At 73.3% G+C, this 22,009-nt stretch carries 20 protein-coding genes; 9 read left to right on the top strand and 11 right to left on the bottom strand.

Annotated features, from left to right (window positions below):
* Window positions 1-79 precede the first annotated feature (79 nt).
* On the top strand, window positions 80-2,200 hold the full coding sequence (glgX, locus tag ACIGEZ_RS16210; protein WP_399831324.1) for a glycogen debranching protein GlgX: 2,121 nt from the start codon (window positions 80-82) through the stop codon (window positions 2,198-2,200).
* On the opposite strand, the gene ACIGEZ_RS16205 is transcribed toward glgX, so the two are convergent.
* A complete protein-coding gene (locus ACIGEZ_RS16205; RefSeq protein ID WP_399831479.1) occupies window positions 2,169-3,389 on the bottom strand; it encodes an MFS transporter in 1,221 nt (406 codons plus the stop codon). The genes glgX and ACIGEZ_RS16205 overlap by 32 nt on opposite strands.
* Before the next feature lie 90 nt (window positions 3,390-3,479).
* Between ACIGEZ_RS16205 and treY the strand changes: the two genes are divergently transcribed.
* Together treY and ACIGEZ_RS16195 are read left to right on the top strand one after the other, a co-directional pair.
* Complete coding sequence (gene treY, locus ACIGEZ_RS16200; protein ID WP_399831321.1) at window positions 3,480-5,837, top strand: malto-oligosyltrehalose synthase; 2,358 nt, start codon at window positions 3,480-3,482, stop codon at window positions 5,835-5,837.
* Between the two features lie 298 nt (window positions 5,838-6,135).
* On the top strand, window positions 6,136-7,185 hold the full coding sequence (locus tag ACIGEZ_RS16195) for a peptidoglycan-binding protein (RefSeq protein WP_399831318.1): 1,050 nt from the start codon (window positions 6,136-6,138) through the stop codon (window positions 7,183-7,185).
* 195 nt (window positions 7,186-7,380) lie between these two features.
* Here ACIGEZ_RS16195 and ACIGEZ_RS16190 read toward each other — a convergent pair whose 3' ends face one another.
* Together ACIGEZ_RS16190 and ACIGEZ_RS16185 are read right to left on the bottom strand one after the other, a co-directional pair.
* A complete protein-coding gene (locus tag ACIGEZ_RS16190) occupies window positions 7,381-8,400 on the bottom strand; it encodes a cytochrome P450 (protein ID WP_399831314.1) in 1,020 nt (339 codons plus the stop codon).
* A 116-nt stretch (window positions 8,401-8,516) separates the two neighbouring features.
* Window positions 8,517-9,077: an FHA domain-containing protein gene (locus ACIGEZ_RS16185; protein ID WP_399831311.1), complete on the bottom strand. Its 561-nt coding sequence runs from the start codon at window positions 9,075-9,077 to the stop codon at window positions 8,517-8,519.
* A gap of 119 nt (window positions 9,078-9,196) precedes the next feature.
* On the opposite strand from ACIGEZ_RS16185, the gene ACIGEZ_RS16180 reads away from it, so the two are divergent.
* Both ACIGEZ_RS16180 and treZ read left to right on the top strand, forming a co-directional pair.
* Complete coding sequence (locus ACIGEZ_RS16180; RefSeq protein WP_399831307.1) at window positions 9,197-10,174, top strand: GNAT family N-acetyltransferase; 978 nt, start codon at window positions 9,197-9,199, stop codon at window positions 10,172-10,174.
* Between the two features lie 150 nt (window positions 10,175-10,324).
* Complete coding sequence (gene treZ / locus ACIGEZ_RS16175; protein ID WP_399831304.1) at window positions 10,325-12,076, top strand: malto-oligosyltrehalose trehalohydrolase; 1,752 nt, start codon at window positions 10,325-10,327, stop codon at window positions 12,074-12,076.
* A gap of 35 nt (window positions 12,077-12,111) precedes the next feature.
* On the opposite strand, the gene ACIGEZ_RS16170 is transcribed toward treZ, so the two are convergent.
* The 4 genes from ACIGEZ_RS16170 to ACIGEZ_RS16155 form a co-directional block, all read right to left on the bottom strand.
* On the bottom strand, window positions 12,112-13,260 hold the full coding sequence (locus ACIGEZ_RS16170) for an aminopeptidase P family protein (RefSeq protein ID WP_399831301.1): 1,149 nt from the start codon (window positions 13,258-13,260) through the stop codon (window positions 12,112-12,114).
* A gap of 82 nt (window positions 13,261-13,342) precedes the next feature.
* The gene (locus ACIGEZ_RS16165; RefSeq protein ID WP_399831298.1) at window positions 13,343-14,302 is read right to left on the bottom strand and encodes a hypothetical protein; all 960 of its coding nucleotides are present in this window, start codon (window positions 14,300-14,302) and stop codon (window positions 13,343-13,345) included.
* A 43-nt stretch (window positions 14,303-14,345) separates the two neighbouring features.
* Window positions 14,346-15,254 carry a LysR family transcriptional regulator gene (locus ACIGEZ_RS16160; RefSeq protein ID WP_399831295.1) on the bottom strand — a complete coding sequence of 303 codons (909 nt, stop codon included), beginning with the start codon at window positions 15,252-15,254 and terminating at the stop codon, window positions 14,346-14,348.
* A gap of 8 nt (window positions 15,255-15,262) precedes the next feature.
* Entirely contained in the window at window positions 15,263-15,796 is a 534-nt protein-coding gene (locus ACIGEZ_RS16155) for a tetratricopeptide repeat protein (protein ID WP_399831292.1), read from the bottom strand.
* A gap of 97 nt (window positions 15,797-15,893) precedes the next feature.
* On the opposite strand from ACIGEZ_RS16155, the gene ACIGEZ_RS16150 reads away from it, so the two are divergent.
* Entirely contained in the window at window positions 15,894-16,631 is a 738-nt protein-coding gene (locus ACIGEZ_RS16150) for a hypothetical protein (RefSeq protein WP_399831289.1), read from the top strand.
* A 112-nt stretch (window positions 16,632-16,743) separates the two neighbouring features.
* Window positions 16,744-18,288 carry a DUF4157 domain-containing protein gene (locus tag ACIGEZ_RS16145; RefSeq protein ID WP_399831286.1) on the top strand — a complete coding sequence of 515 codons (1,545 nt, stop codon included), beginning with the start codon at window positions 16,744-16,746 and terminating at the stop codon, window positions 18,286-18,288.
* On the opposite strand, the gene ACIGEZ_RS16140 is transcribed toward ACIGEZ_RS16145, so the two are convergent.
* Entirely contained in the window at window positions 18,285-18,932 is a 648-nt protein-coding gene (locus ACIGEZ_RS16140; RefSeq protein ID WP_399831283.1) for a nucleoside/nucleotide kinase family protein, read from the bottom strand. The genes ACIGEZ_RS16145 and ACIGEZ_RS16140 overlap by 4 nt on opposite strands.
* A gap of 62 nt (window positions 18,933-18,994) precedes the next feature.
* Between ACIGEZ_RS16140 and ACIGEZ_RS16135 the strand changes: the two genes are divergently transcribed.
* Window positions 18,995-19,387, top strand: a complete 393-nt coding sequence (locus ACIGEZ_RS16135) for a VOC family protein (protein ID WP_399831280.1) — start codon at window positions 18,995-18,997, stop codon at window positions 19,385-19,387.
* 50 nt (window positions 19,388-19,437) lie between these two features.
* Here ACIGEZ_RS16135 and ACIGEZ_RS16130 read toward each other — a convergent pair whose 3' ends face one another.
* Window positions 19,438-19,809 carry a hypothetical protein gene (locus ACIGEZ_RS16130; RefSeq protein ID WP_399831277.1) on the bottom strand — a complete coding sequence of 124 codons (372 nt, stop codon included), beginning with the start codon at window positions 19,807-19,809 and terminating at the stop codon, window positions 19,438-19,440.
* Between the two features lie 296 nt (window positions 19,810-20,105).
* On the opposite strand from ACIGEZ_RS16130, the gene ACIGEZ_RS16125 reads away from it, so the two are divergent.
* The gene (locus tag ACIGEZ_RS16125) at window positions 20,106-20,876 is read left to right on the top strand and encodes an SDR family NAD(P)-dependent oxidoreductase (RefSeq protein ID WP_399831274.1); all 771 of its coding nucleotides are present in this window, start codon (window positions 20,106-20,108) and stop codon (window positions 20,874-20,876) included.
* Window positions 20,877-21,014: 138 nt separating this feature from the next.
* On the opposite strand, the gene ACIGEZ_RS16120 is transcribed toward ACIGEZ_RS16125, so the two are convergent.
* Complete coding sequence (locus tag ACIGEZ_RS16120) at window positions 21,015-21,206, bottom strand: hypothetical protein (RefSeq protein WP_399831272.1); 192 nt, start codon at window positions 21,204-21,206, stop codon at window positions 21,015-21,017.
* A gap of 11 nt (window positions 21,207-21,217) precedes the next feature.
* A complete protein-coding gene (locus tag ACIGEZ_RS16115) occupies window positions 21,218-21,976 on the bottom strand; it encodes a hyaluronoglucosaminidase (RefSeq protein WP_399831270.1) in 759 nt (252 codons plus the stop codon).
* Between the last annotated feature and the right edge of the window lie 33 nt (window positions 21,977-22,009).

Raw genomic sequence — 22,009 nt, 5'->3', positions numbered from 1 at the left:
GGTGGTTGCCCCTGTTTCGGGCAGGATCTGGCCGAAGTGCACCCCTTACACCCGGATCAGAAGTGGAAGAGTTTCGTCTATGCAGGTCTGGCCGGGACAGTCGTATCCCTTGGGCGCCACCTACGACGGCGCAGGAACCAATTTCGCGGTCTTCTCGGAGGCCGCCGACAGGATCGAGCTGTGTCTGCTCCATGACGACGGCTCGGAGACGGCGGTGGAGCTGCGCGAGACCGACGCGTTCGTGCGGCACGCCTATCTGCCGGGCGTGATGCCCGGCCAGCGGTACGGCTTCCGGGTCCACGGCCCGTACGCGCCGGAGCGCGGGCTGCGCTGCAACGCGGCGAAGCTGCTCCTCGACCCGTACGCGCGTGCGGTCTCGGGCTCGGTGAAGTGGGGCGAGGCGGTGTACGGCTATCCCTTCGGTCGGCCGGACGCGCGCAACGACCTCGACTCGGCGCCGCACACGATGACCTCGGTCGTGGTGAACCCTTACTTCGACTGGGGCGACGACCGGCGCCCGCGCACCGAGTACCACCACACCGTCATCTACGAGGCCCATGTGAAGGGCCTGACGATGCTCCACCCGGACCTCCCGGAGGAGCTGCGCGGCACGTACGCGGGACTCGCGCACCCCTCGGTGATCGGCCATCTGAAGGAACTGGGCGTCACGGCCCTGGAGTTGATGCCGGTCCACCAGTTCGTCAACGACCACCGGCTGGTCGACGCGGGGCTCTCGAACTACTGGGGCTACAACACGATCGGCTTCTTCGCCCCGCACAACGCCTACGCCTCCTGGGGCGACCGGGGCCAGCAGGTCCTGGAGTTCAAGTCGGCGGTACGGGCGCTGCACCAGGCCGGCATCGAGGTGATCCTCGACGTGGTCTACAACCACACCGCCGAGGGCAACCACCTGGGCCCGACGCTCTCCTTCCGGGGCCTGGACAACCCCTCGTACTACCGGCTCGGCAACGACCGTCGCTACTACACGGACACCACCGGCACCGGGAACTCGCTGCTCATGCGCTCCCCGCACGTGCTGCAGCTGATCATGGACAGTCTGCGGTACTGGGTGACCGAGATGCACGTGGACGGCTTCCGCTTCGACCTGGCGGCGACGCTGGCCCGCCAGTTCCACGAGGTGGACCGGCTGTCGTCCTTCTTCGACCTGGTGCAGCAGGACCCGGTGGTCAGCCAGGTGAAGCTGATCGCCGAGCCGTGGGACCTGGGCGAGGGCGGCTACCAGGTGGGCAACTTCCCGCCGCAGTGGGCGGAGTGGAACGGCAAGTACCGGGACTGCGTACGGGACCTGTGGCGCGGCGAGCCGCGGACGCTCGCCGAGTTCGCCTCGCGGCTCACCGGCTCCTCCGACCTCTACCAGGACGACGGGCGGCGCCCGCTCGCCTCGGTGAACTTCGTGACCTGCCACGACGGGTTCACCCTGCGCGACCTCGTCTCGTACAACGACAAGCACAACGAGGCGAACGGCGAGGGCAACCGGGACGGCGAGAGCTACAACCGCTCCTGGAACTGCGGCACCGAGGGCGACACGGACGACATCGGCATCCGCGAGCTGAGGGCACGCCAGACGCGCAACTTCCTGGCGACGCTGATGCTCTCGCAGGGCGTGCCGATGCTCAGCCACGGCGACGAGTTCGGCCGCACCCAGGGCGGCAACAACAACGCCTACTGCCAGGACAGCGACATCTCCTGGGTACGCTGGCCGAAGGCGGGCAGCGAGCCGGAGGCCACGCTCCTGTCGTTCACCCGGGCGATGGTACGGCTGCGCCGGGAGCACCCGGTCTTCCGGCGTCGCCGCTTCTTCCACGGGCGGCCGGTGGAGGGCACCCACGACGAGCTCACCGACATCGCCTGGTTCACGCCCGAGGGCGAGGAGATGACGGCGCGGGACTGGCAGGCGGCGCACGCGCAGGCGCTGACGGTCTTCCTCAACGGCAACGCGATCTCCGAGCCCGGCCCGCAGGGCGAGCGGATCTCCGACGACTCCTTCCTGCTGATGTTCAACGCCTCGTCGCAGGAGCTCGAGTTCGAGGTGCCGGACAACCACGGCGAGTGCTGGAAGATCGTGGTGGACACCTCCCACCCGGAGGGCATGCCACCGCAGGAGGGCCCGAAGGTGGCCGCCGGCGAACGGGTGGCGCTCGCGCCGCTCACGCTGACGGTGCTGCGACGGCCGGCCTAGCCTCCGCCCCCGTACGGACCGTCCAGGACAGCACCGCGCACATCACGGCCGCCCCGGCCGCCACCCCGAAGGCGGCCGGGGCGCCGTGCGTGTCGGCGAGCATGCCCGACAGGGCGAGCGCGAGGGCCTGGCCGCCGACGACGCCGCTGGTGAGGAAGGCCATCGACTCGGCGAGCCGGGTGGGCGGCACGCTCCGCTCGGTGAGCCCGAAGACGGTGATGAGGTGCGGCGCGTAGGCGACGCCGAGGACGACGACGCCCGCGTACAGCCGGCCGAGCGTGTCGACGAGGACCAGCGGCGCGGCGAGCACCACGAGGCCGGCGGTGGCCGCGCGCCAGCGAGTGGTCAGGCCGATCCGCTCGGGCACGGCGGCCATCGCGAACCCGGCGGCCGCGCTCATCACTCCCATGGCCGCGTAGACGAGCCCGGCCTGGTCGGGCGCGCCGAGCCGTTCGGTGAGGGCGGTGATGCCCGCCTGTGAGGCGCCGAACATGGCGCCCTGGAGGACCATCGTGGCCCGCAGGGCATGGGTCGAGGCGGGCAGCCGCGTCCGTTCGGCGGCACTCGTACGGGTGAAAGCGGCCTGTCGCGTCCCGGCCGCCGCGCGGGCGGTCGGATGCAGGGCGAAGGCCGTGCCGCAGGACGCGAGGAGGGCGGCGGCCGTCAGCAGGGCGGCCGCGGGGTGGGCGATCGAGGCGGCGAGGCCGACCAGGGCGGGGCCGAGCACGAAGGAGACCTCGTCGAGGGTGCCCTCGAAGGAGAGGACGGTCGCGACGGTCCGCTCGTCGCCGCCGGCCGCCCGGGCCAGTTTCACCGAGCGGGTCCTGGCCAGCGGGCCGATCTGCGGGACGGTCGCGCCGGCGAGGGCGGCGAGCAGCATCAGCCGCCCGGTGTCCGCCCGGTCGAGGGCGGCGAGCACCAGGGCGGTGACGGCGACGGCGTTGGCGAGGGAGGCGGCGAGGACCACGGGGCGCTGGCCGCGCCGGTCCGCGAGCCGCCCGACCACCGGCCCGGCGACCGTCTGACCCGCGGCGAGCGCGCCGCCCGCGAGGCCCGCGGCGGTGAGGGAGCCGCTGGTCTCGGCGACGAGGAGGAGGCTGCCGAGCTGGCACATGGCGGTCGGCAGCCGGCCGAGGAACGAGACCACCGGCAGGGCGGGCCCGAGCAGGGACAGCGTGTCGCGATACATCCGGAGCATCGCGCGAACGTAACGCGATACATCCGGACAGGTGCATGCGTCGATGACACGGAAGCCTCCACACCGGGTACGTACGTTCGCATGACGTCCTCTTCGCCGGGCCTCTCCTCTGAGCGGACGCTGCCCACCGCCACCTACCGGCTCCAGCTGCAGCCGGAGTTCCCGTTCGCCGCCGCCGAGCGGGCCGTGCCGTATCTGGCCGAGCTCGGGGTGTCCCATCTCCATCTCTCGCCCGTCCTCGAAGCCGTGCCCGGTTCGACGCACGGCTACGACGTGACCGACCACCGCGCCGTGCGGGCCGAGCTGGGCGGCGAGGCGGGGCTGCGCGCGCTCGCCGCCACCGCGCGGGCGCACGGCCTCGGCCTGGTGCTCGACCTGGTGCCGAACCACATGGCGGCCGCGCCCCGCCACAACCACGCCCTGCGGGCGGTGCTGCGCGACGGTCCCGCCTCGCCGTACGCCCGCTGGTTCGACATCGACTGGGCGGCGGGCGGCGGGCGGATGCTGCTGCCGGTGCTTCCGGGGCGCCTGTCGGAGGTACGGGACCGGATGCGGGTCTCGGGCGGCGTACTGGCCCTGGACGGGCAGGAGTTCCCGCTCCGCGAGGGCACCGAGCGGCTGCCTCTCGACCGGCTGCTCGACGCGCAGTGGTACCGGCTCGCGTGGTGGCGGATCGCCCGCACGGAGCTCAACTACCGCCGATTCTTCACGATTTCGGACCTCATCGGGGTCCGGGTCGAGGACCCGGAGGTGTTCGACGCGACGCACGCGAAGGTCCTCGAACTGGTCGCGGACGGGGTAGTGGAGGGACTGCGGATCGACCACCCGGACGGACTCGCCGACCCGGAGGGATATCTGGAACGCCTCGAGGAGGCGACGGGCGGGCGGTGCTGGACGGTGGTGGAGAAGATCCTCACCGGCCCAGAGACGCTGCCCGCGTCCTGGCCGGTGGCGGGCACCACCGGTTACGACGCGCTGCGGTACGTGGACGGCCTCTTCACCGACCCCCTGGGCGCCGACGAACTCGCGGACGTCTACCGGGAGTTCGTCGGTCGGGCCGGCGACCGGGGCGGCTACTGGGAGGCGACCGCACGGCGCGCCGCGTACAAGGTGGTGACGCACGAACTGGCCGCGGAGACGGCCGCGCTGACCCGGCTCGCCGGCCGGATCTGTGCGGCGGACCCGCGGCTGCGCGACCATGCGCCCTGGGCCCTGCACACGGCGGTGCGCGAACTGCTCGTCCGGATGCCGGTCTACCGGCCGTACCGCACCGGCGGGGAGAAGGTGCTGACCCCGGAGGCGGCGCGCGGCGCGAAGGCGGCGTTCGCGGTGCCGGAGGAGGCGACGGCGGTCGACGTGGTGCGCGACCTGGCGCTCGGGCAGTACGGGGACGGACCCGACCAGCGGGCCTTCCGGAGCCGGTTCGCCCAGACCTCCTCGGCGCTGCGCGCCAAGTCGGTGGAGGACACGGCCTTCTACCGCTACACGCCGCTGCTCTCGGCGAACGAGGTGGGCGGCGATCCGGGCCGCCCCGCCGTCCCGCCGGACGAGTTCCACGCGTACTGCACCCGCATCGCCCGGGACTGGCCGGGCAGCGGCACGGTGCTGACCACCCACGACACCAAACGCAGCGCGGACGTGCGGGCCGGGATCGCGGTCCTCGCCCAGTGCCCGCAGCGGTGGGCGGAGCTCCTGGATGAGGTCTCCGGGGTGCCGGCGCCCGATCCGCACCTGGCCTGGACGGCCTGGCAGACCGCCTTCGGCTTCGGCGCCCCGGACGCGGCGCGGCTCGGGCCCGCGGTCTTGAAGTCCGTACGGGAGGCGGGACTCCACACCAGCTGGACCGAGCCGGACCCGGCGTACGAGCGGGCCGTCACCGACTTCGTGGCGGCCGGCCCGGGCCGGATCCCGCTTCGGACGGCCTCGGAGACGGCCTTCGCCCTGGAGCCGCACATCCGCGCCCAGATCCTCGGCGCGACGCTCGTCCAGCTGACGATGCCGGGGGTGCCGGAGCTGTACCAGGGCACGGAGCGGGACTACCGCGCCCTGGTCGACCCGGACAACCGGGCCTCCTTCGTGCCGGGCGAGGACGACGACAAGACGACCCTGGTCCGCGCGGCCCTGGGCCTGCGCCGCAGCCACCCGGAGCTCTTCGGCCCCCTGGGCGACTACGCCCCGCTGACCGCCACCGGCCCTGCGGCCCCGCACTGCCTGTCCTACACCCGCGCGGACCGCGTCCTGACGGCCGTCACCCGCCTCTCCCTGCGCCTGGCGGAGGCGGGCGGCTGGCAGGACACCTCCCTGGCACTGCCGGAGGGCCGGTGGCTCGATCTCCTGGACGGCGGCGTACGGGAGTTCACCGGCGGCGCGGACACCCCGGTGAAACTGGCGGAACTCTTCGAGCCCGGACCGGTGGCCCTGCTGGTGCGGGCCGGGTGAGGGCGGCGTGCGGGCCGGGCGAGAGCGGCCGGGTGCGGCCGGGGGCATCTGATCCGGCCGGCCCCCGCCAACGCAGGACACCTCGCGTCCGCAGGCTTACAGTCGTGAGTAAGAGACGTTCCCCCCACTCCGTCATCGGACCCCGGGGCGGGGCGTGGGGTGTGGGACTTCGCCCGGCCGGCCGGCCGCGGCCCACGGGGGACAGCCTCGCCGTCCGGCCCCGAGTTCAGGGACCCGATGAGCCATGCCTGACGTGAAGGTCGTGTGGACAGGGCTTGAATGCCGTGTCAGGCAAGAGATGGAAGACGACATCTTCGGCAGCGTTCAGCTGATCACCGGGATGACGCCGCAGCCGGCGGTGAAGTTCCCGGACGCCGGCACGCTGTCGTTCGGGCCTCCAGGGCTGAGGATCTTCAGCGCCCAGCGCCTGCTGTACTCCGGACCGGCGGAGGACCTCAGCGTGTCCCTCGCGCTCGTGCAGCACGACTCCGGTGACGTGGAGCAGGAGAAGCAGGCCGTCTCCCAAGCCATCTCCAACGCGGCGACGGCGGCCGTCGCCTCCGCCACGAGTCCGGCGGGCGCCGCCCTGGCCAAGCCCTTCATCGACTTCCTGGCCGTCGCCCTGGTCGACATCGCGAGCGACCTTCTCGGCCTCGCCGACGACCCGTTCAACCCGGCGGCCGTCTTCATCCCGAAGGACAAGCTGCTCGATGCGAACAGCCGGCGCCAGATACGGCAGCGCCCCGACGATCCGCGCACACTGCAGTTCACGGACATGGTCATCTGCAGCGGTACGGACGGCGACGGAGACCTGGGGGTGTACGCGCTGTACCTGGACGTCCAGCCCTCTGGCGGCCCGGGAGGAGGCGGCGGAGCGCCCGCGGGGGGCGACGGTATCGGCACGCCCACACTGAGGAGCGGCTCGCAGGGAGTGGCGGTGGAAAAGCTCCAACGCCTCCTGAACGCCCACGTGCCGGACCTCGGACCCCTGGACGTCGACGGTGACTTCGGCCCCGTCACGGACGAACGTGTCCGCGAGTACCAGCGTCGTGTCGACATCGAGATCGACGGGGTCGTGGGTCCTGAGACCTGGGGCATGCTGACGGGCGGTGAGCGGGCGGAGGAGGAAGCATCCGGGACGCCGACCCTGAGCAACGGCTCGCGTGGCCCCGCGGTCCGCAAGCTCCAACGCCTCCTGAACGCCCACGTGCCGGACGTCCAGGCCCTCGCGGTCGACGGGAGGTTCGGCCCCGTCACGGAGCGGCACGTCCGCAAATTCCAGACCCGCCTCGCCATCGCCGTAGACGGCATCGTCGGCCCTCAGACGTGGGGCGCGCTCACGCGCTGAGCGAGCCTCTCGCCCAGCCTGGGGAGGGGGTCGCCTGACTCGTGGATGACGGCGGCCTCCGGGCCATCGGACGGCCGTCCGAGCTCGACGTGCGCCGGTTCATGGACGCGGTCTTGTATGTGGACCGAACCGGGATCTCGTTGCTATGGGCATCCTGAACTCCGCCGGGCCCGGGGAATCTTTGGCCGGGCGGGCTCAACCGCCCGGTCGCACCAGCAGGCTTCGTGGTGCCCTCGTGATCAGGCCCGTGCGCACGGGCCGGAAGCCGTCGGCCAGGCGGAGGCGGGGCATGGCGTGGAAGAGGGCGCGCAAGGCGTATTCGGCTTCCAGGGCGGCGAGGGTGACGGCGGGGCAGAAGCCGGTGCCGTAGGTGAGCTGGCCCGGGTCGTCGCGCAGGGGGGCGAAGCGGTCCGGCTCGCGGAAGCGCTCCGGGTCGCGGCCGGCCGCGCCGATGAGCAGGGCGACCGGGGCGCCGGGAGGGATGACGCCACCGGTCACCTTGACCTCGCCGCGGGTGCGGCGCATCACGATCTGGACCGGGGGTTCGCGCCTCAGCGACTCGGTCCAGGCGCGGGCGACCAGGTCCGAAGGGGCGTCGCGGAGGGCCGCGACCTGGTCGGGGTCGGTCAGGACGTGGGCGAGGAAGGAGGCCAGGGCCTTCTCCCGTACGGCGATCTGGCCCGTGCACTGCCCGGCGAGCGCCGAGGCGGCCCGGCCCCGGACCAGCCGCATCATGTCCCGGTACGGGACGCCGACGGCGGCGGCCACCGTGCCGGCCGGCAGCCAGTGGCAGAAGTCGGCGACCAGGTCGGCCTGCGAGCGGTCGGCGATCCGGCGGGCCAGGACGAACGCGGTGCGCTCGGCGACCGCGCGCAGCTCGGCCTCGTCGACATCGGTGTGGGTCTCGGCGCAGGGCGGGTCGCCGGGCCGGTGGCCGTGGCCGAAGCGGGCGTCGGTCAGGGCGCTCGCCACGTCCGCGTACCGGCTGAGCACCCAGGCCCGCAGCAGCGGGTCGTGGGTGAGCGGGAACTCCTCGCGCAGCACCCGGTAGGTGCGGTACGGGTCGCGGCTGCTGCCGGGCTCCAGCGGGCTGGGCGCGACCCGGCGGACCGTGCCGTCCTTCGGTGCGGTGGCGGGCCCGCGTTCGGCGGGTGCCATGGGCGGCAGTGCGGCCCACTGGTCCCGCCACGGCGTGTGCTTCGGCTCGTGGCTCATCTCGCCCCCTCGTCGGTCAGCGGCGCGCGTCCCCCCAGCCCATCACCGGGAAGACCCGGCCGCAGCAGGTATACCGCCGAACGGGTGATTCGAGGCCCAAGAAGGGGTCAAGGCCCTCAGTTGACCGAGAGCCGGAACGCCATCTGTCCAAAACCGACCATGTCCCCGGCCCGAACCACCACCGCGCCCACCACCCTGCGCCCGTTGACCGTGGTGCCGTTGGTGGAGCCCAGGTCCCGCAGCACCCACAGACCGCCCTGCAGGGAGAGTTCGGCGTGCAGCCGGGAGACCGTCTCGTGGCTGAGCCGCAGCCCGTTCACCGGGTCGCGCCCGATCCGCAGCGGATGCGGCCCCGGGGCGGGCAGGAGCAGCTTGGGCAGCCGCTCGGCCTGCCAGGCCCGCCCGAGCTTCGCCGTGAACGCGGACATCTTCTCCACCGCGCCCACCACCCGCCGGGTCCAGGTGGACTCGGTCGCCAGGTCCGCGGTGAGCAGGGCGAGTTCGTCGGAGCGGCGCGCGGCGAGCGCCCGCTCCATCCGGAAGAGGAAGGTGTCGTGCGACAGACGGCCCTGCGCGGCGCCTTCGCGGAGCACCGCGAGCGCGTGGTCGCGCTCGGCGTCGGTGAGCCGCTGGGCAGCGACCGGCGGGTTGGCCGGGATCTCGAAGGGTGTCGTCACCTCGTGATTGTCGGCCGGACGGGCCCGAGGTGTCCAGAAGGGCCTCCGATATGCCGGTGCACCGCGAAAAGGATCGCTGTTACGGTCTGCCGATTCGACTACCAGGGGGAACCCCGTACATGACCGTTGACCCGGCCATCACCGTCCGTCCGCTCGCCGGAGCCCACGAGCTGGACCTCTTCCAGCGCCTCGACTACGTCCTCGACCACGAGCTCGCCGACGACCTCGCCGCCGGCCGCCGCCGCCCCGAGTGGATGTGGGTGGCGCTCGGCGGCGACCGGCTCATCGGCCGGATCGCCTGGTGGACCCACAAGGAAGGCGCCGAGCCCCAGACCCTCGACGTCTTCGACCTGGATCCGGAACTGACCCCGGACGAGGCCGCGAAGACCGGTCTGCGGCTCCTGGAGACGGCGACCGCCGCGGTCGTCCCGGCGGGCGCACCCCGCCCCGAGTACGGCCGCTTCATGCCGGCGGACTGGCGCGAGGTGCCGGAGACCCGTGCGTACCTGGAGACCCTGTTCGGGATCCTGACGGCCTCGGGCGCCCGGCCGCTCGTCGAGCGGCTGCGCCTGGAGTGGCGGCAGGGCTCGCCGGTGCCGGAGCCCGGCGACCGGCTCGTCTTCCGGCCGGTCGCGGACCGCGAGGACCTGCTCGCGCTGATGACTCCGGTCATGGAGGGGACCCTCGACGCCCACGGGCAGGCCGACCTGGCGTCCGGGCTCTCGGCCCGTGAGGCGGCCGATCTGCACTACGACGAGGAGTTCGCGCACTACAGCACGCCCCGCGAGTGGTGGCGGATCGCGGAGCTGCCCGAGACCGGCGAGCCGGTCGGCTTCGTGATCCCCGCGCGCAACAGCTACAACCCGATCATCGCCTACATCGGCGTGCTGCCCGCGCACCGCGGCCACGGCTACATCGACGACATCCTCGCCGAGGGCACCCGTGTCCTGGCCGCCCAGGACGTGCCCCGCATCCGGGCCGCGACCGACCTCGGCAACGTACCGATGGCGAACTCCTTCGCCCGGGCCGGCTACGCGACCTTCGAGCGGTCCGTCAACTACGTGTGGGAGGCGACCCCGCAAGCCCCCGCGGAGTAGCGCCCGGCGCTTCGCCGGGGCGGATCCCGACGCCCCGGCGGAGCGGTCCCGGCCGGATCCGACGAGATCACCGACGTGCCGGGCGAGGCGGGCTCCCGGCTGCCAGGATGGGTCCCGTAGCCGTTGATCATTCGACGAGGGGACCCTCCCGTGCTGTTCGAGGTGTGGGCGCCGCACGCCCGTGACCGCGTGACGCTGGAACTGAACGGCACCGGCCACCCGCTGGAGCGGGACGCCGAGCGCCCGGGCTGGTGGACCGGGGTCGCGCCCGCCGCCGACGGCGACCGGTACGGCTACTCCCTCGACGGCGGGCCCGTGCTGCCCGACCCGCGCGCCCGCCGCCTGCCGGACGGACCCGGCGGCCTCGCCGCGGTCGTCGACCACTCCGCGTACACCTGGCGGAGCGAGGTCCCGCGGCTGCGGCTGCGCAGCGGCGTCCTGTACGAGCTGCACCTCGGCACCTTCACCCCCGAGGGCACCCTCGACGCGGCGGCGGCGCGGCTCGGGGAGCTCGCGGGCCTCGGCGTCACCCATGTGGAGCTGATGCCGCTGTGCCCGTTCCCCGGGGTGCGCGGCTGGGGCTACGACGGGGTGGCGCCGTGGGCGGTGCACGAGCCGTACGGCGGGCCGGCGGCGCTCAAGCGGTTCGTGGACGCGGCGCACGGGCTCGGCCTCGGCGTGGTCCTCGACGTGGTGCACAACCACCTCGGCCCGTCCGGGAACCATCTGCCGTCCTTCGGGCCGTACTTCACCGACACCCACCACACCCCGTGGGGCGCGGCGGTGAACCTGGACGCGGCCGGGTCGGACGAGGTCCGGGCCTACTTCCTGGGCAGCGCGCTCGCCTGGCTGCGGGACTACCGGATCGACGGGCTGCGGCTGGACGCCGTGCACGCCCTGGTCGACACCCGGGCGCTGACCTTCCTGGAGGAGCTGTCGGCGGCCGTCGACGAGCTGGCCAAGGAGCAGGGCCGCAAGCACTTCCTGATCGCCGAGTCCGACTCGGCCGACCCGCGCACCACCACCCCGCGCGCGGCCGGCGGCCTCGGCATCCACGCCCAGTGGAACGACGACTTCCACCACGCCCTGCACACCGCCCTCACCGGTGAATCCCAGTCCTACTACGGGGACTTCGCGCTCGCCCCGATGGCCGCGCTCGCCAAGACCCTCACCCGGGTCTTCTTCCACGACGGCACGTACTCGACCTTCCGGGCCCGCCACCACGGCCGTCCCGTGGACCGCGGGCGCACCCCCGCGCACCGCTTCCTCGGCTACGCCCAGACCCACGACCAGATCGGCAACCGGGCCACGGGCGACCGGCTTTCGGCCACCCTCTCTGCCGGGCTGCTCGCCTGCGCGGCGGCCCTGGTGCTGACCGGACCTTCCGTCCCGATGCTGTTCATGGGCGAGGAGTGGGGGGCGAAGACGCCCTGGCAGTACTTCACCGACCACACCGACCCCGAGCTCGCCGAGGCGGTACGGCGGGGCCGGCGGCGGGAGTTCGGGGCGGAGGGCTGGGCCGAGGAGGACGTGCCCGACCCGCAGGACCCGGCCACCCGCGACCGCTCGGTCCTCGACCGTACGGAGCGCGAACGCGACCCGCACAAGCGCCTCCTCGCCTGGCACCGCGAGCTGATCGCGCTGCGCCGCACCCAGCCGGACCTCACCGACCCGGACCTGGCCGGGGTGAAGGTGGCGTACGACGAGGAGGCCCGCTGGCTGGCGTTCCGGCGCGGCGACATCCGGGTGGCGGTGAACCTGGGCAAGGAGCCGGTGGACCTCGCGCTCGGCTCCAACGGCCGCGACCGGGTGCTCGCCGCGTGGGAGCGGACCGAGGCACCCGGCCGGGACGGACTGCTGAGGCTGCCGGCGGAGTCCGCGGTCGTCCTCACGGACGGCTGAGGCTCCCGCGACGACCGGGACTCCGCAGGACCTGCCTACTCCACGATCGCCATCTCGCGCGGGGTGTTGTTGAAGCGGCGCCCGGCGCCGTCCTCGGTCAGGGTCACGATGTCCTCGATGCGGACGCCGAAGCGGCCCGGGAGGTAGACACCCGGCTCGACGGAGAAGCACATGCCGGGGACGACCGGCCGCTCCTCGCCCTCGATCATGTACGGGGGCTCGTGGGTGGTGACGCCGATGCCGTGGCCGGTGCGGTGGATGAAGTAGTCGCCGTAGCCCGCGTCCGTGATGACCTTGCGGGCCGCTCGGTCCACGTCCTGGCAGGCGATCCCGGGCCGTACCGCCTCGAAGCCGGCCTGCTGCGCCTCCCGTACGAGGTCGTGGACGCGCCGCTCCTCGTCGGTGGGCTCGCCCACGTGCACCGTGCGGGTGGTGTCGGAGCCGTAACCGTGCTTGAGGCCGCCGAAGTCGAGGACGACCATGTCGCCGCGCTCGATGACCCGCTCGCCGGCCTCGTGGTGCGGGTTGGCGCCGTTGGGCCCGGAGCCGACGACGGTGAAGTCGACCTGGGAGTGGCCGAAACGCAGCAGCAGCGCGGCGAGGTCGGCGGCCACCTGGGTCTCCTTGCGGCCGGCGAAGCGGACCTTGAGGATCTCGCCGTACGCCTCGTCGGCGGCGGCCCCGGCGGCCGCGATCCTGGCCAGCTCGTGCTCGTCCTTGACGGCCCGCAGCATCGGCAGGGCCTCGGTCAGGGAGACGTACGAGGTGCCGGGGAGGGTCTGCTGGAGGCCGAGCAGGTGCATGGCCCAGGCGTTGTCGCTGACGCCGAACCGGCCGTCGACGTCGAGCAGCGGGGCGGTCACCGCGTACGGGTCCTTGCCGTCGGTCCAGTCGCGCAGGGCGAGCGCGGCGGCGCCCGGGGCCTTCTCGGCGTCCGGGGCCTCCAGGGTGGGGACGACGAGGACCGGGTCCTGGCCGGGGGCGATCACGAGGACGGTGAGCCGCTCGGTGATCGCGGTGGGCTGGTAGCCGGTCAGGTAGACCAGGTCGGGTCCGGGCGCGACGAGCACCCCGGCGAGCCCCGCCTCGGCGGCGGAGTCGGCTGCGCGGGCCATCCTGGCCCGGTAGTCCTCGGCGGTGAACGCGGCGGGCGCGTGGCTGTCGTGCGCGGTGCTCTGGGACATGGGTCTCCTCCTCGACGTACGCCATCCTGCCCGGCGGCCGCGGCGGCCGCGACCGCTCGGCCCGGTCTCCGGCCCAGGTCTCTCAGCCCTGGTCCGGGTCCTGCACGATGAGGCGTTCCAGGAGGGCCTGGAACTCGTCGCCGACGACGATCCGCAGCTGCCCGTCGTCCTCGGCGTACTCGCTGAGCTGGGTGAGCGTGCCGGCCCGCCACCAGAAGACGTACGGGCTGATGGCGCCCGGCGTGTCCTCGTAGCCGGAGGCCGCGAAGGAGGCCATCGCGCCGAGGGCGGGGACGATGGTGGTGTCCCGGATGGGGTGGAAGGCGAGCTGGTGGCGGAAGGGCATGGCGACGAGCGCGCCGTCCACGCCGAGCGGGCGGCCGGTGACGCGGCGGACGACGGCGTCGAGGTCGAGGACACGGCTCGCGGTGTAGAAGGAGTCCCCGAGGATGACCTCGAAGCGCATGCCGTCGGCGTCCTTGACGGTCTCGTGGCCCTCGACGGGCAGGTCGCGCAGGTTGTGCAGGGCGCGTTCGCGCAGCCGGGCGGGGTCGCCGAGGCGTTCCAGGGCCTCGTCGGTGAGCGTCATGACGCTTTCCGGCAGGTCGAGGGCGAGCACCTCGTACAGCCCGGGGGCGACGGTCCGCGCGTAGCCGAAGGTGCCGGGGTCGATGCCCTCGCCGCTGACGACCCGCGGGTAGAGCTGGGCGCGGATCTGCTCGGGCGGGAGGGTGTCGAGGGCGGAGGGCCCGTCGAGGGTGCGCACCACGAGCCGGACGTGGCGGCGGACGAGCTGGGGCCAGATGCGGGTGCCGCGCGGGTCCTGGTGGCAGACGGCGGCGAGGTTGCCGAGGCCGAAGCGGCGCCCGGCGTCGTCGATCACGGACTCGGCGTAGACGGTGACTTCGAGCCCCATCTCGGCGAAGGCCTCGCGGACCCGGCCACGGAAGAGGGCGGCCTCGCGCTCGGAGAAGTACGAGAACTCGGGGTCCCTCGGCGCGTCCTCGCCGTCCCTCCTGGGCCCTCTCCGCAACCACCCCACGTCCGCCCCGCCTTTCGTCACTGTGCCCGCCGTTCGGGTCAGCCTAGCGACCGGGGGGTCGGGGGGTGGTGAGACGTCGGGTCAACTCCGTGGCCGGACCGACGGGTTCGCCGTGCGTCGGGTGGCCGCCGCCGGGGTGGAGGAGCTCGGTGCGGTGGACGAGCCGGGGCGCGGCGAGCGGGACGGCGACGGCGCCCGGCGCCTCGGCGGCCGCCGACCGCGGGAGCAGGACGAGGCCGTGGCCCGCGGCGGCCAGGGCTGCGAGGGTACGGGCGTCGGTGCCCTCGTAGCGCAGGGCGGCGCGGAAGCCGTGGCCTGCCGGACCGCCGTGGAGGGCGCGCAAGCGGTCGAGCGGGAAGCCGGCACCGGGTGCGTCGAGCCAGCGGGCGTCGACCAGGTCGGCGAGGCGGAGACCGGGGCGGCCGGCGAGCGGGTGCCCGGCGGGCAGGACCACGGCGAGGGGTTCCTCGGCGACGGCGCGGGCGGTCAGCGGGGCGACGTCGGGCAGCCGCAGCGGGTCGCTGGGCGCGGCGAGCCCGTCGACGAGCCCGAGGTCGGCGGCGCCGACGGCGACGGCGGCGGGCACCTCGTCGCGCGGCAGGGTGCGCAGGGTGACCCCGGTGGCGGGCAGGGCGGCGAGGACACGGGGGTGCAGGGCGAGCGGGGAGGCGACGAGGGTGAGCGTCCCGCGCGGCGCGGCGGCGAACCGCGCGAGGTCGGCGCGCGCCGCGTCGAGGCGCAGCAGCAGCGAGCCGGCGTGTTCGAGCAGCCGCTCGCCGGCCGGGGTGGCGGCGACGGGTCTGCGGGTGAGCAGCGGCATGCCGAGGTCGGTCTCGAGCGCGGCGATGTGCTGGGAGACGGCGGACTGGGTGTAGCCGAGGACGCGGGCCGCCTCCGAGAAGGAGGCGAGCCGGGCGACGGTGACGTACGTACGGAGCAGGTGCGGGTCCACGGGATCGGTCAGGACGCGTCGGGTTCGCCGGTGACCAGAGCCCGCGCGTAGTACGCGAGGGAACGGTTGTAGCGGGGCAGCAGCGGGGCGAGGGCGCCGAGCGCGAGGGAGGCGGCCTCGCGGTCGCGGCCGGTGTCGGCGAGGGCGAGCGCGAGGAAGGCGTCGACGGCGGCGGAGAGGGCCGCCTCTTCGGCGTCGAGGCGGTCGGCGGGGATCGCCCGCTCCTCGTTGAGGAGTTCGACGCTCTGGTCGGGCCGGCCGAGGTTGCGCAGACTGCTGGCGAGCTGGATGACGGCCCTTCGGCGCCGCAGCCCGGTGAGGCCGCCGCCGAGGGCCCGGCGGTAGAACCGGACGGCCTCCTCGGGCAGGCCGGTGGAGTCGTGGGCGGCGCCCCGTTCGAAGAGGGCGCGCGGGTCGTCGGCGGGGAGCTCGGCGGCGAGTTCGTCGATTCGGGCGCGGAAGGCGGCTTCGTCGTACGCGTCCGGCTCGGCCCAGAGCGCGGCGAGGCGACGCTCCCAGTCTTCGGTGGAGGGGTCGGTCATGGGCGCAAGCCTATCCAGGCCGACATAAGCAGTGCTGATGCCGAGTGCAGATTTCATCGTTGGACGTGAAGTGGGCGGCTGACGGAGCATGATCCGCATGAACACACCGATCGACCTTCGAACCACCACGACCCCCCGCATCGCCCTGGTCGGCGACCGCTCCCCGCACGTGAAGTCCCATGTCCGGATCCCGATGCTGCTCGACGCCCTCGCGGAGCGTGAGGGCCTGGTCCTCGACGCGTACTGGATCCCGAGCGGCGACGCGGAGGAGCCGGGCGCGGTGGCGGGCTTCGACGCGTTGTGGCTGCTGCCGGGCAGCCCGTACGCGAGCGAGGCGGGGGCGCTGGCGGCGATCCGTACGGCACGCGAGGAGGGCATCCCCTTCCTGGGCACCTGCGCGGGCTTCCAGCACGCGCTGGTCGAGTACGCGCGGAACGTCTGCGGTCTCGACCGGGCCGCGCACGCCGAGAACGAGCCGGGCGCGGAGGCGGACGACCTGGTGATCACCCCGCTGGCCTGCTCCCTGGTCGGCCACGAGGGGGCGGTGCGGGTGACGCCCGGCTCGCTGGCCGAGTCGATCCTGGGCGCGGAGCGCTCGACGGAGCGCTACCACTGCGCGTACGGGCCGGCGGGCGACCGCCTGGACGTCCTGACCGCGCACGGGCTCCGCTTCACGGGGGCGGACGAGGAGGGTCAGGTCCGGATCGCGGAGCTGCCGGGGCACCCGTTCTTCCTGGCGACGCTGTTCCAGCCGGAACTCGCGGGCGACGGGACCCGGCCGCACCCGATCGTGCGGGCGTTCGCGCGGGCGGCCAGTGGGCTTCCGGTGCGCTGAAGTTGCGCGAAAGGGCAACCGGCCGGGTCGCGGGGCCCCCGAATCGCCGGTCGACTCTGCCCGAATCGCCCCTTCACCGCCGTGCCCGTTCGGGGTATCCAGGAGCAGGTACTTGATCGAACCTCAGAGAGGCCTGCTCCGCATGCGTACGCATAAACCCGGGAAGTCGTCCGACGAGGTGGAGGCCCGGCGTCCGGCCCGCCCGGCCGGCACGGCCGCGGCCGCGTCCACGGCGGCGCCGATCTCCCCCACGGCACTGCTCGCCCTGCAGGGCAGCGCGGGCAATGCCGCGGTCGTCCAGATGGTGCGTCAGGCCGGACACTCCGGCCGGCCGGACCTGGCGCGGCACCAGCACGACGACGGCTGTGGGCACCACCGGCCCGGGCAGGCCCCGGTGCAGCGCTCCACCGTGCCCGGTGTGCTGCGTTCCGGCGGCCGGCCCCTGGACGAGGCCACGCGCACCGACATGGAGTCCCGCATGGGCGCGGACTTCTCCGACGTCCGCATCCACGACGATGCCGCGGCCCAGCGCTCGGCCGCCGAGATCGGCGCCCGCGCCTACACGTCCGGCAACCACGTCGTCATCGGCGACGGCGGAGGCGACCGGCACACGCTCGCCCATGAACTCACCCATGTCATCCAGCAGCGCCAGGGCCCCGTGGCCGGCACCGACGACGGCAGCGGCCTGCGGGTGTCCGACCCCTCCGACCGCTTCGAGCGCGCGGCCGAGGCGAACGCGCGCCGGGTGCTGTCCGGCCCCGCCCCGGTCCGGCCGTCGGCGGAGCCGGTTCCGGCGCAGCGCGCGGAGCAGACGGGAGCCGTGCGGACAGGGGCCGTGCAGCGGGTCGAGGATCCGGAGAACATCCAGGACCTCTGGACCAAGGGCTACTGGGAGGGCCAGGCAGGCGACAAGCCCGCGGTCGCTCCCCCCGGCGTGGGTGGTGGACGCACTCTCAACACGATCCTCACGACCGTGGCGAACCAGCTCCTGAGGGCGTTGACGGCGCAGGGAGAGGCGGCGGGACAGAAGGAACTGCGCCTGTTCCGGACCATGACCATCGAGGAGGCCGACGCGATCCTCGAATGGAACGGCGCCGGCAAACGAGCGGGCACCGAGGCGTGGCTGCGCGAGCACGAGAACGACGGACAGATCACGAGCGCGTTCCACGCGGCCAAGACGGGGGACAACTCCACCGTCGGCGCCATGCCGGTCAGGAACCACCTCGGTGACATGAACCAGGCCTACCACTACTACGAGACCCAGCACGACCAGCACTACGCGGACCACATAGCGGCAGGGGGCGCCGGCAAGAGGGTCGTCGGCGGCCCGGCGACCCGCGTCCTCGAGTTCACGCTCAAGCCCGGCGCGCACACACTGCTGTTCGATCCGGAGTACATGGCCCTGTCCGGGGACAAGGGGGCGCCCGCGGCACTGCGCCGGATCTTCGGTGCGAACAACACCTTCCAGACGAGTTCGGGCGGTGAAGGAAACCTCACCGGGTACATCGGCATGAAGCCGGAACAGCACGGGGACTTCAGCCTCAGCCTCGGGGACGCCGAGGCGACCAAGCTGTTGTTCCAGCTGTTCGTCAAGGAGATCCAGGACGTGACGTCGAGGGCCGGCCACCGGTGGAACAACGAGACGAACGAGTACTAGGGGGTCTCACCGGTCCCCCGGACGACGAGGTGGGCGCGGCTCTTGCCCCGTGCGACGAGACGGGCGTTGACCTCGTCGGACCGCTCGACCCACCGCTCGGCTTCCGCCGGCGCCTTGCCGAACCGCACGTGCCGCGCGACGAGCCGGGGCACGCGGCGCCGGTCGTCGAGGTCGAGGTACCAGGCCTCGTCGAGGAGCGGGAGCACGCCGGCCCAGGGGCCCTCGTCGTGCAGCAGGTAGTTTCCCTCGGTGATCACGAGCGGGACCTCGGGCGGTACGGGGACGGCCCCGGCGACGGGCTCCTCCAGGGCGCGGTCGAAGGCGGGCGCGTAGACGGTGGTGCCGGTCTCGGCCGTACGCAGCCGCCCGAGCAACGCGACGTACCCGGCCGCGTCGAACGTGTCGGGCGCCCCCTTCCGCCCCGCCCGCCCGAGCCGCTCGAGCTCGGCCTGCGCCAGGTGGAAGCCGTCCATGGGCACGAGAACGGCGAGCCCGTCGAGCCGGGCGACCAGCCGCGCCGCGAGGGTGGACTTCCCCGCCCCGGGCGGCCCGGCGATCCCGAGCACCCGCCGCCCACCGCTCTCGGCCAGCCGCCGGGCCCGCCGGACGAGCCCTTCGATTTCCGCCGCGTCCATGCGGGGCATTGTGGCACCGGGTGGCGGAGGGGGTTTGACCCCCGCCAGGTCATACGTATTACGTTGACCCCATGCCGTCCTCCATCGCCCTCATCACGCTCGTCGTCCGCGACTACGACGAGGCCATCGACTTCTACACCCGCGCCCTGCGCTTCGACCTGGTCGAGGACACCGACCGCGGCGACGGGACCCGCTGGGTCGTCGTCCGCCCCCGCGGCACCGAGGGCACGGGCCTGCTCCTCGCCCGGGCGAAGGACGAACGGCAGGCCGCCGCCGTCGGCGCCCAGACGGCGGGCCGCGTCGGCTTCTTCCTCCACACCGACGACTTCGCCCGCGACCACACCCACATGACCGCCGAGGGAGTCCGCTTCCTCGAGTCCCCGCGCCACGAGCCGTACGGATCGGTGGCCGTCTTCGAAGACCTCTACGGCAACCGCTGGGACCTGCTCCAGCCGACGGGCTGAGCGCGCGCGGGCTTCTGACCGCATTCGGAGCCCCAGGTGCCGTCTTGGGCCTATCCCCCGTTGACCAGGGTCTCGAAGCCCGAGCCGTCGCAGTAGGACGCCGCACGGCCCTCCGCGACCGGGTCGCCGCCGACCGCCATCACGGTGTCGTCGAGCACATGACTGCCACCGCGATCGAGCCCCTCGCGATCGATCACCTTCGCCGCGCTGACGGCCGCGTACCCCGCCAGATCGGCCTGATCGCCCGCGCCGCCGGCCGCCACGGCGTCGTCTCTGATGTCCTGCCAGCTCCCCAGCTTGGTGCAGTAGTCCTGCTGCCGCTCCTCGGCCGCCGCGGAGCCGGACGACGAGCAGCCGCTCACGAGCCCCGCGACCAGGACGACGACGGCTGCCGCCCGTCGTGCTCTTCTCTGACCCACCATGGATTCCCTCCCCGAGCCGGACCGGCAACTGTCCACCGGGCAAGAGGAAACCACAGATCCGTCAGGCCCCGGCCAGCGGGCATGGCGCGCCGCCGCTCACGCCCCGCGCGCTGCCGCCGGCGTGACCGTATGCCAGGATGCGGCCACAGGCTCCGACCACCGAGGACTCCCCCAGAGCCTGTCGCGGGAAATGCGAGGAGCTACATGAGCACCACAGAACTGGCCTGGTTCGAGAGCAGCTACAGCAGCGGCGGGCGCGGCGACCGCGTCGAGGTGACCTCCTGCGGGCGGATCTGATGGGCTACCTCGACGACCTCTTCTCCCTCGACGGCCGCACCGCCCTCGTCACCGGTGGCAGCTCCGGTATCGGCAGGGCCATCGCCGGCGCCCTCGCGCGGGCCGGGGCGTCCGTCGTGGTCGTCGCGCGGCGTGAGGCCGAACTGAAGGCCGTGGTCGACGAGTTGACCGCCGACGGTGCCGAGGTCGGCTGGGTGAGCGGGGATCTGAGCACGCGGGACGGGATACGGGCGGCCGCCGAGGCGGCGGTCCGGGTGTTCGGCGAGCCCGACATCCTCGTCAACTCCGCCGGCATCAACCTGCGTCCGCCGCTCTCCGAGCTCTCCGAGGACGTCTGGGACAGGACCATGGCGGTCAACCTGGAGGCTCCGTTCCTCCTCGGCCAGCGGTTCGGACCGGGGATGGCCGAGCGTGGCTTCGGGCGGATCATCCATGTGACCTCGCAGCAGGCGCACCGGGCGTTCGTGCAGAGTGGGGCGTACGGGGTGTCGAAGGGCGGTCTCGAGTCGCTGGCCCGTTCGCAGGCCGAGGCCTGGTCTCCGTACGGGGTGACCGCCAACACCCTCGTGCCGGGCTTCGTGATGACCCCGCTCAACGTGCGGCTCTCCTCCGACCCCGTCAAGGTCGCGGAGCTCGCCGCCCGCACGATGGCCGGGCGCAACGGCCTGGCCGAGGACTTCGAGGGGGCCGCCGTCTTTCTGGCGAGCCGGGCCTCCGCCTACGTCACCGGGCAAGCGCTCTTCGTGGACGGCGGGTTGTCCGTCCACTGAATCCCGCGCACCACCGCCCCCGCCATCGAAAACCTGTCGCACCCCGTTGCCTGGGTTGCGTCAGCGACGAATGGCGGGGGCCATGGCCGTGGACGCGCATCGGAAGACCTCCGCGGCTACGACTCCGACTAGCCACAGCTACAGCGCCGTCTCGGCCTCCGGGGTTCCTGCGGTTTCCGGGGCTGCGCCGGCCCCGACGGCCTGCGCCAGGCGCGCCCGCAGTTCCGCGTTCTCCGCCTCCAGGGCGACGATCCGCTTGCGCGCGAAGTAGAGCTCGACGACGGCGTCCTGGAACTCGCCGACCAGCTCCTCGGGGGTGAGCCGAACCATCTCCGTACCCCCTACGCCGACGCGATACGGGTGCGGGTGCCCGCCGCACCGCGCCACCACAGCTCGCCGTTCTGGGCGTAGAGGGTGCCGCCGCCGGCCGCCGACACGGTGCCGGTGGGCGGGGTCGCGGTGTTGCCGATCTCGACGGTGCCGTCGACCAGCAGGCCCGGCTTCTCCGTGCGCTGCACGATGTGGACCTGGGCGCGCGGGGTGGCGCCGCGGTCGATGCCGATGCCGATGAGGCCGGTGCCCTTGACGGTGAGGTCGTCCAGGCCCTCGTTGTTGCGGAGCACGAGCAGGGCGCCCGTGGTGGGGCCGTGGGTGGCGGTGACGTAGATGCCCTGGGCGGCGGTGCCGGGCTTCTTGGGGTCCGTCGCCCCCGGCGTCTGGAGGTCGATGGACAGGGCGGCGGCGTTCGCGTCCGAGCCGTCGGTGTAGCCGCGGTGCGCGATCTTGAGAGTGCCGCGGCCGGTCTCCGTACCGGACAGGTACATCGCCGAGGTCCCGGGATTGTCCGAGACCACGTTGAGGGCGACGCCGGAGCCGCTGGTGCCGGCCTGGTAGAAGGTGGCGGTGTGCTCGCTGACGGACGTGGTCTTGAAGAAGGCCGAGTTGGTGCCGGTGTCCGTGGTGAACCGGTCCGCGTGCACCTCGCCCTGGAACGGCGTCACCGCCGCCACGGCCTCCGCCTCGCCCGCCGTCGACCCGACGGCCACGGTCACGGCTCCGGCCGTGAACCCTCCCACGAACAGTCTGCGCGTGACGGACACGTGCCCCACCCCTTCCCGAAGGTCCTTCCCTCC

Origin of the sequence: Streptomyces sp. NPDC085481 (assembly GCF_044541845.1) — a bacterium.
Classification (GTDB): Bacteria; Actinomycetota; Actinomycetes; order Streptomycetales; family Streptomycetaceae; genus Streptomyces.
This window is presented reverse-complemented; position numbering and strand designations above follow the sequence as displayed.

Coding starts and splice junctions, on each gene's coding strand:
- glgX (WP_399831324.1), top strand. CDS start 80: ATGCAGGTCTGGCCGGGACAGTCGTATCCCTTGGGCGCCACCTACGAC.
- ACIGEZ_RS16205 (WP_399831479.1), bottom strand. CDS start 3,389: ATGTATCGCGACACGCTGTCCCTGCTCGGGCCCGCCCTGCCGGTGGTC.
- treY (WP_399831321.1), top strand. CDS start 3,480: ATGACGTCCTCTTCGCCGGGCCTCTCCTCTGAGCGGACGCTGCCCACC.
- ACIGEZ_RS16195 (WP_399831318.1), top strand. CDS start 6,136: ATGGAAGACGACATCTTCGGCAGCGTTCAGCTGATCACCGGGATGACG.
- ACIGEZ_RS16190 (WP_399831314.1), bottom strand. CDS start 8,400: ATGAGCCACGAGCCGAAGCACACGCCGTGGCGGGACCAGTGGGCCGCA.
- ACIGEZ_RS16180 (WP_399831307.1), top strand. CDS start 9,197: ATGACCGTTGACCCGGCCATCACCGTCCGTCCGCTCGCCGGAGCCCAC.
- ACIGEZ_RS16170 (WP_399831301.1), bottom strand. CDS start 13,260: ATGTCCCAGAGCACCGCGCACGACAGCCACGCGCCCGCCGCGTTCACC.
- ACIGEZ_RS16155 (WP_399831292.1), bottom strand. CDS start 15,796: ATGACCGACCCCTCCACCGAAGACTGGGAGCGTCGCCTCGCCGCGCTC.
- ACIGEZ_RS16150 (WP_399831289.1), top strand. CDS start 15,894: ATGAACACACCGATCGACCTTCGAACCACCACGACCCCCCGCATCGCC.
- ACIGEZ_RS16140 (WP_399831283.1), bottom strand. CDS start 18,932: ATGCCCCGCATGGACGCGGCGGAAATCGAAGGGCTCGTCCGGCGGGCC.
- ACIGEZ_RS16135 (WP_399831280.1), top strand. CDS start 18,995: ATGCCGTCCTCCATCGCCCTCATCACGCTCGTCGTCCGCGACTACGAC.
- ACIGEZ_RS16130 (WP_399831277.1), bottom strand. CDS start 19,809: ATGGTGGGTCAGAGAAGAGCACGACGGGCGGCAGCCGTCGTCGTCCTG.
- ACIGEZ_RS16125 (WP_399831274.1), top strand. CDS start 20,106: ATGGGCTACCTCGACGACCTCTTCTCCCTCGACGGCCGCACCGCCCTC.
- ACIGEZ_RS16120 (WP_399831272.1), bottom strand. CDS start 21,206: ATGGTTCGGCTCACCCCCGAGGAGCTGGTCGGCGAGTTCCAGGACGCC.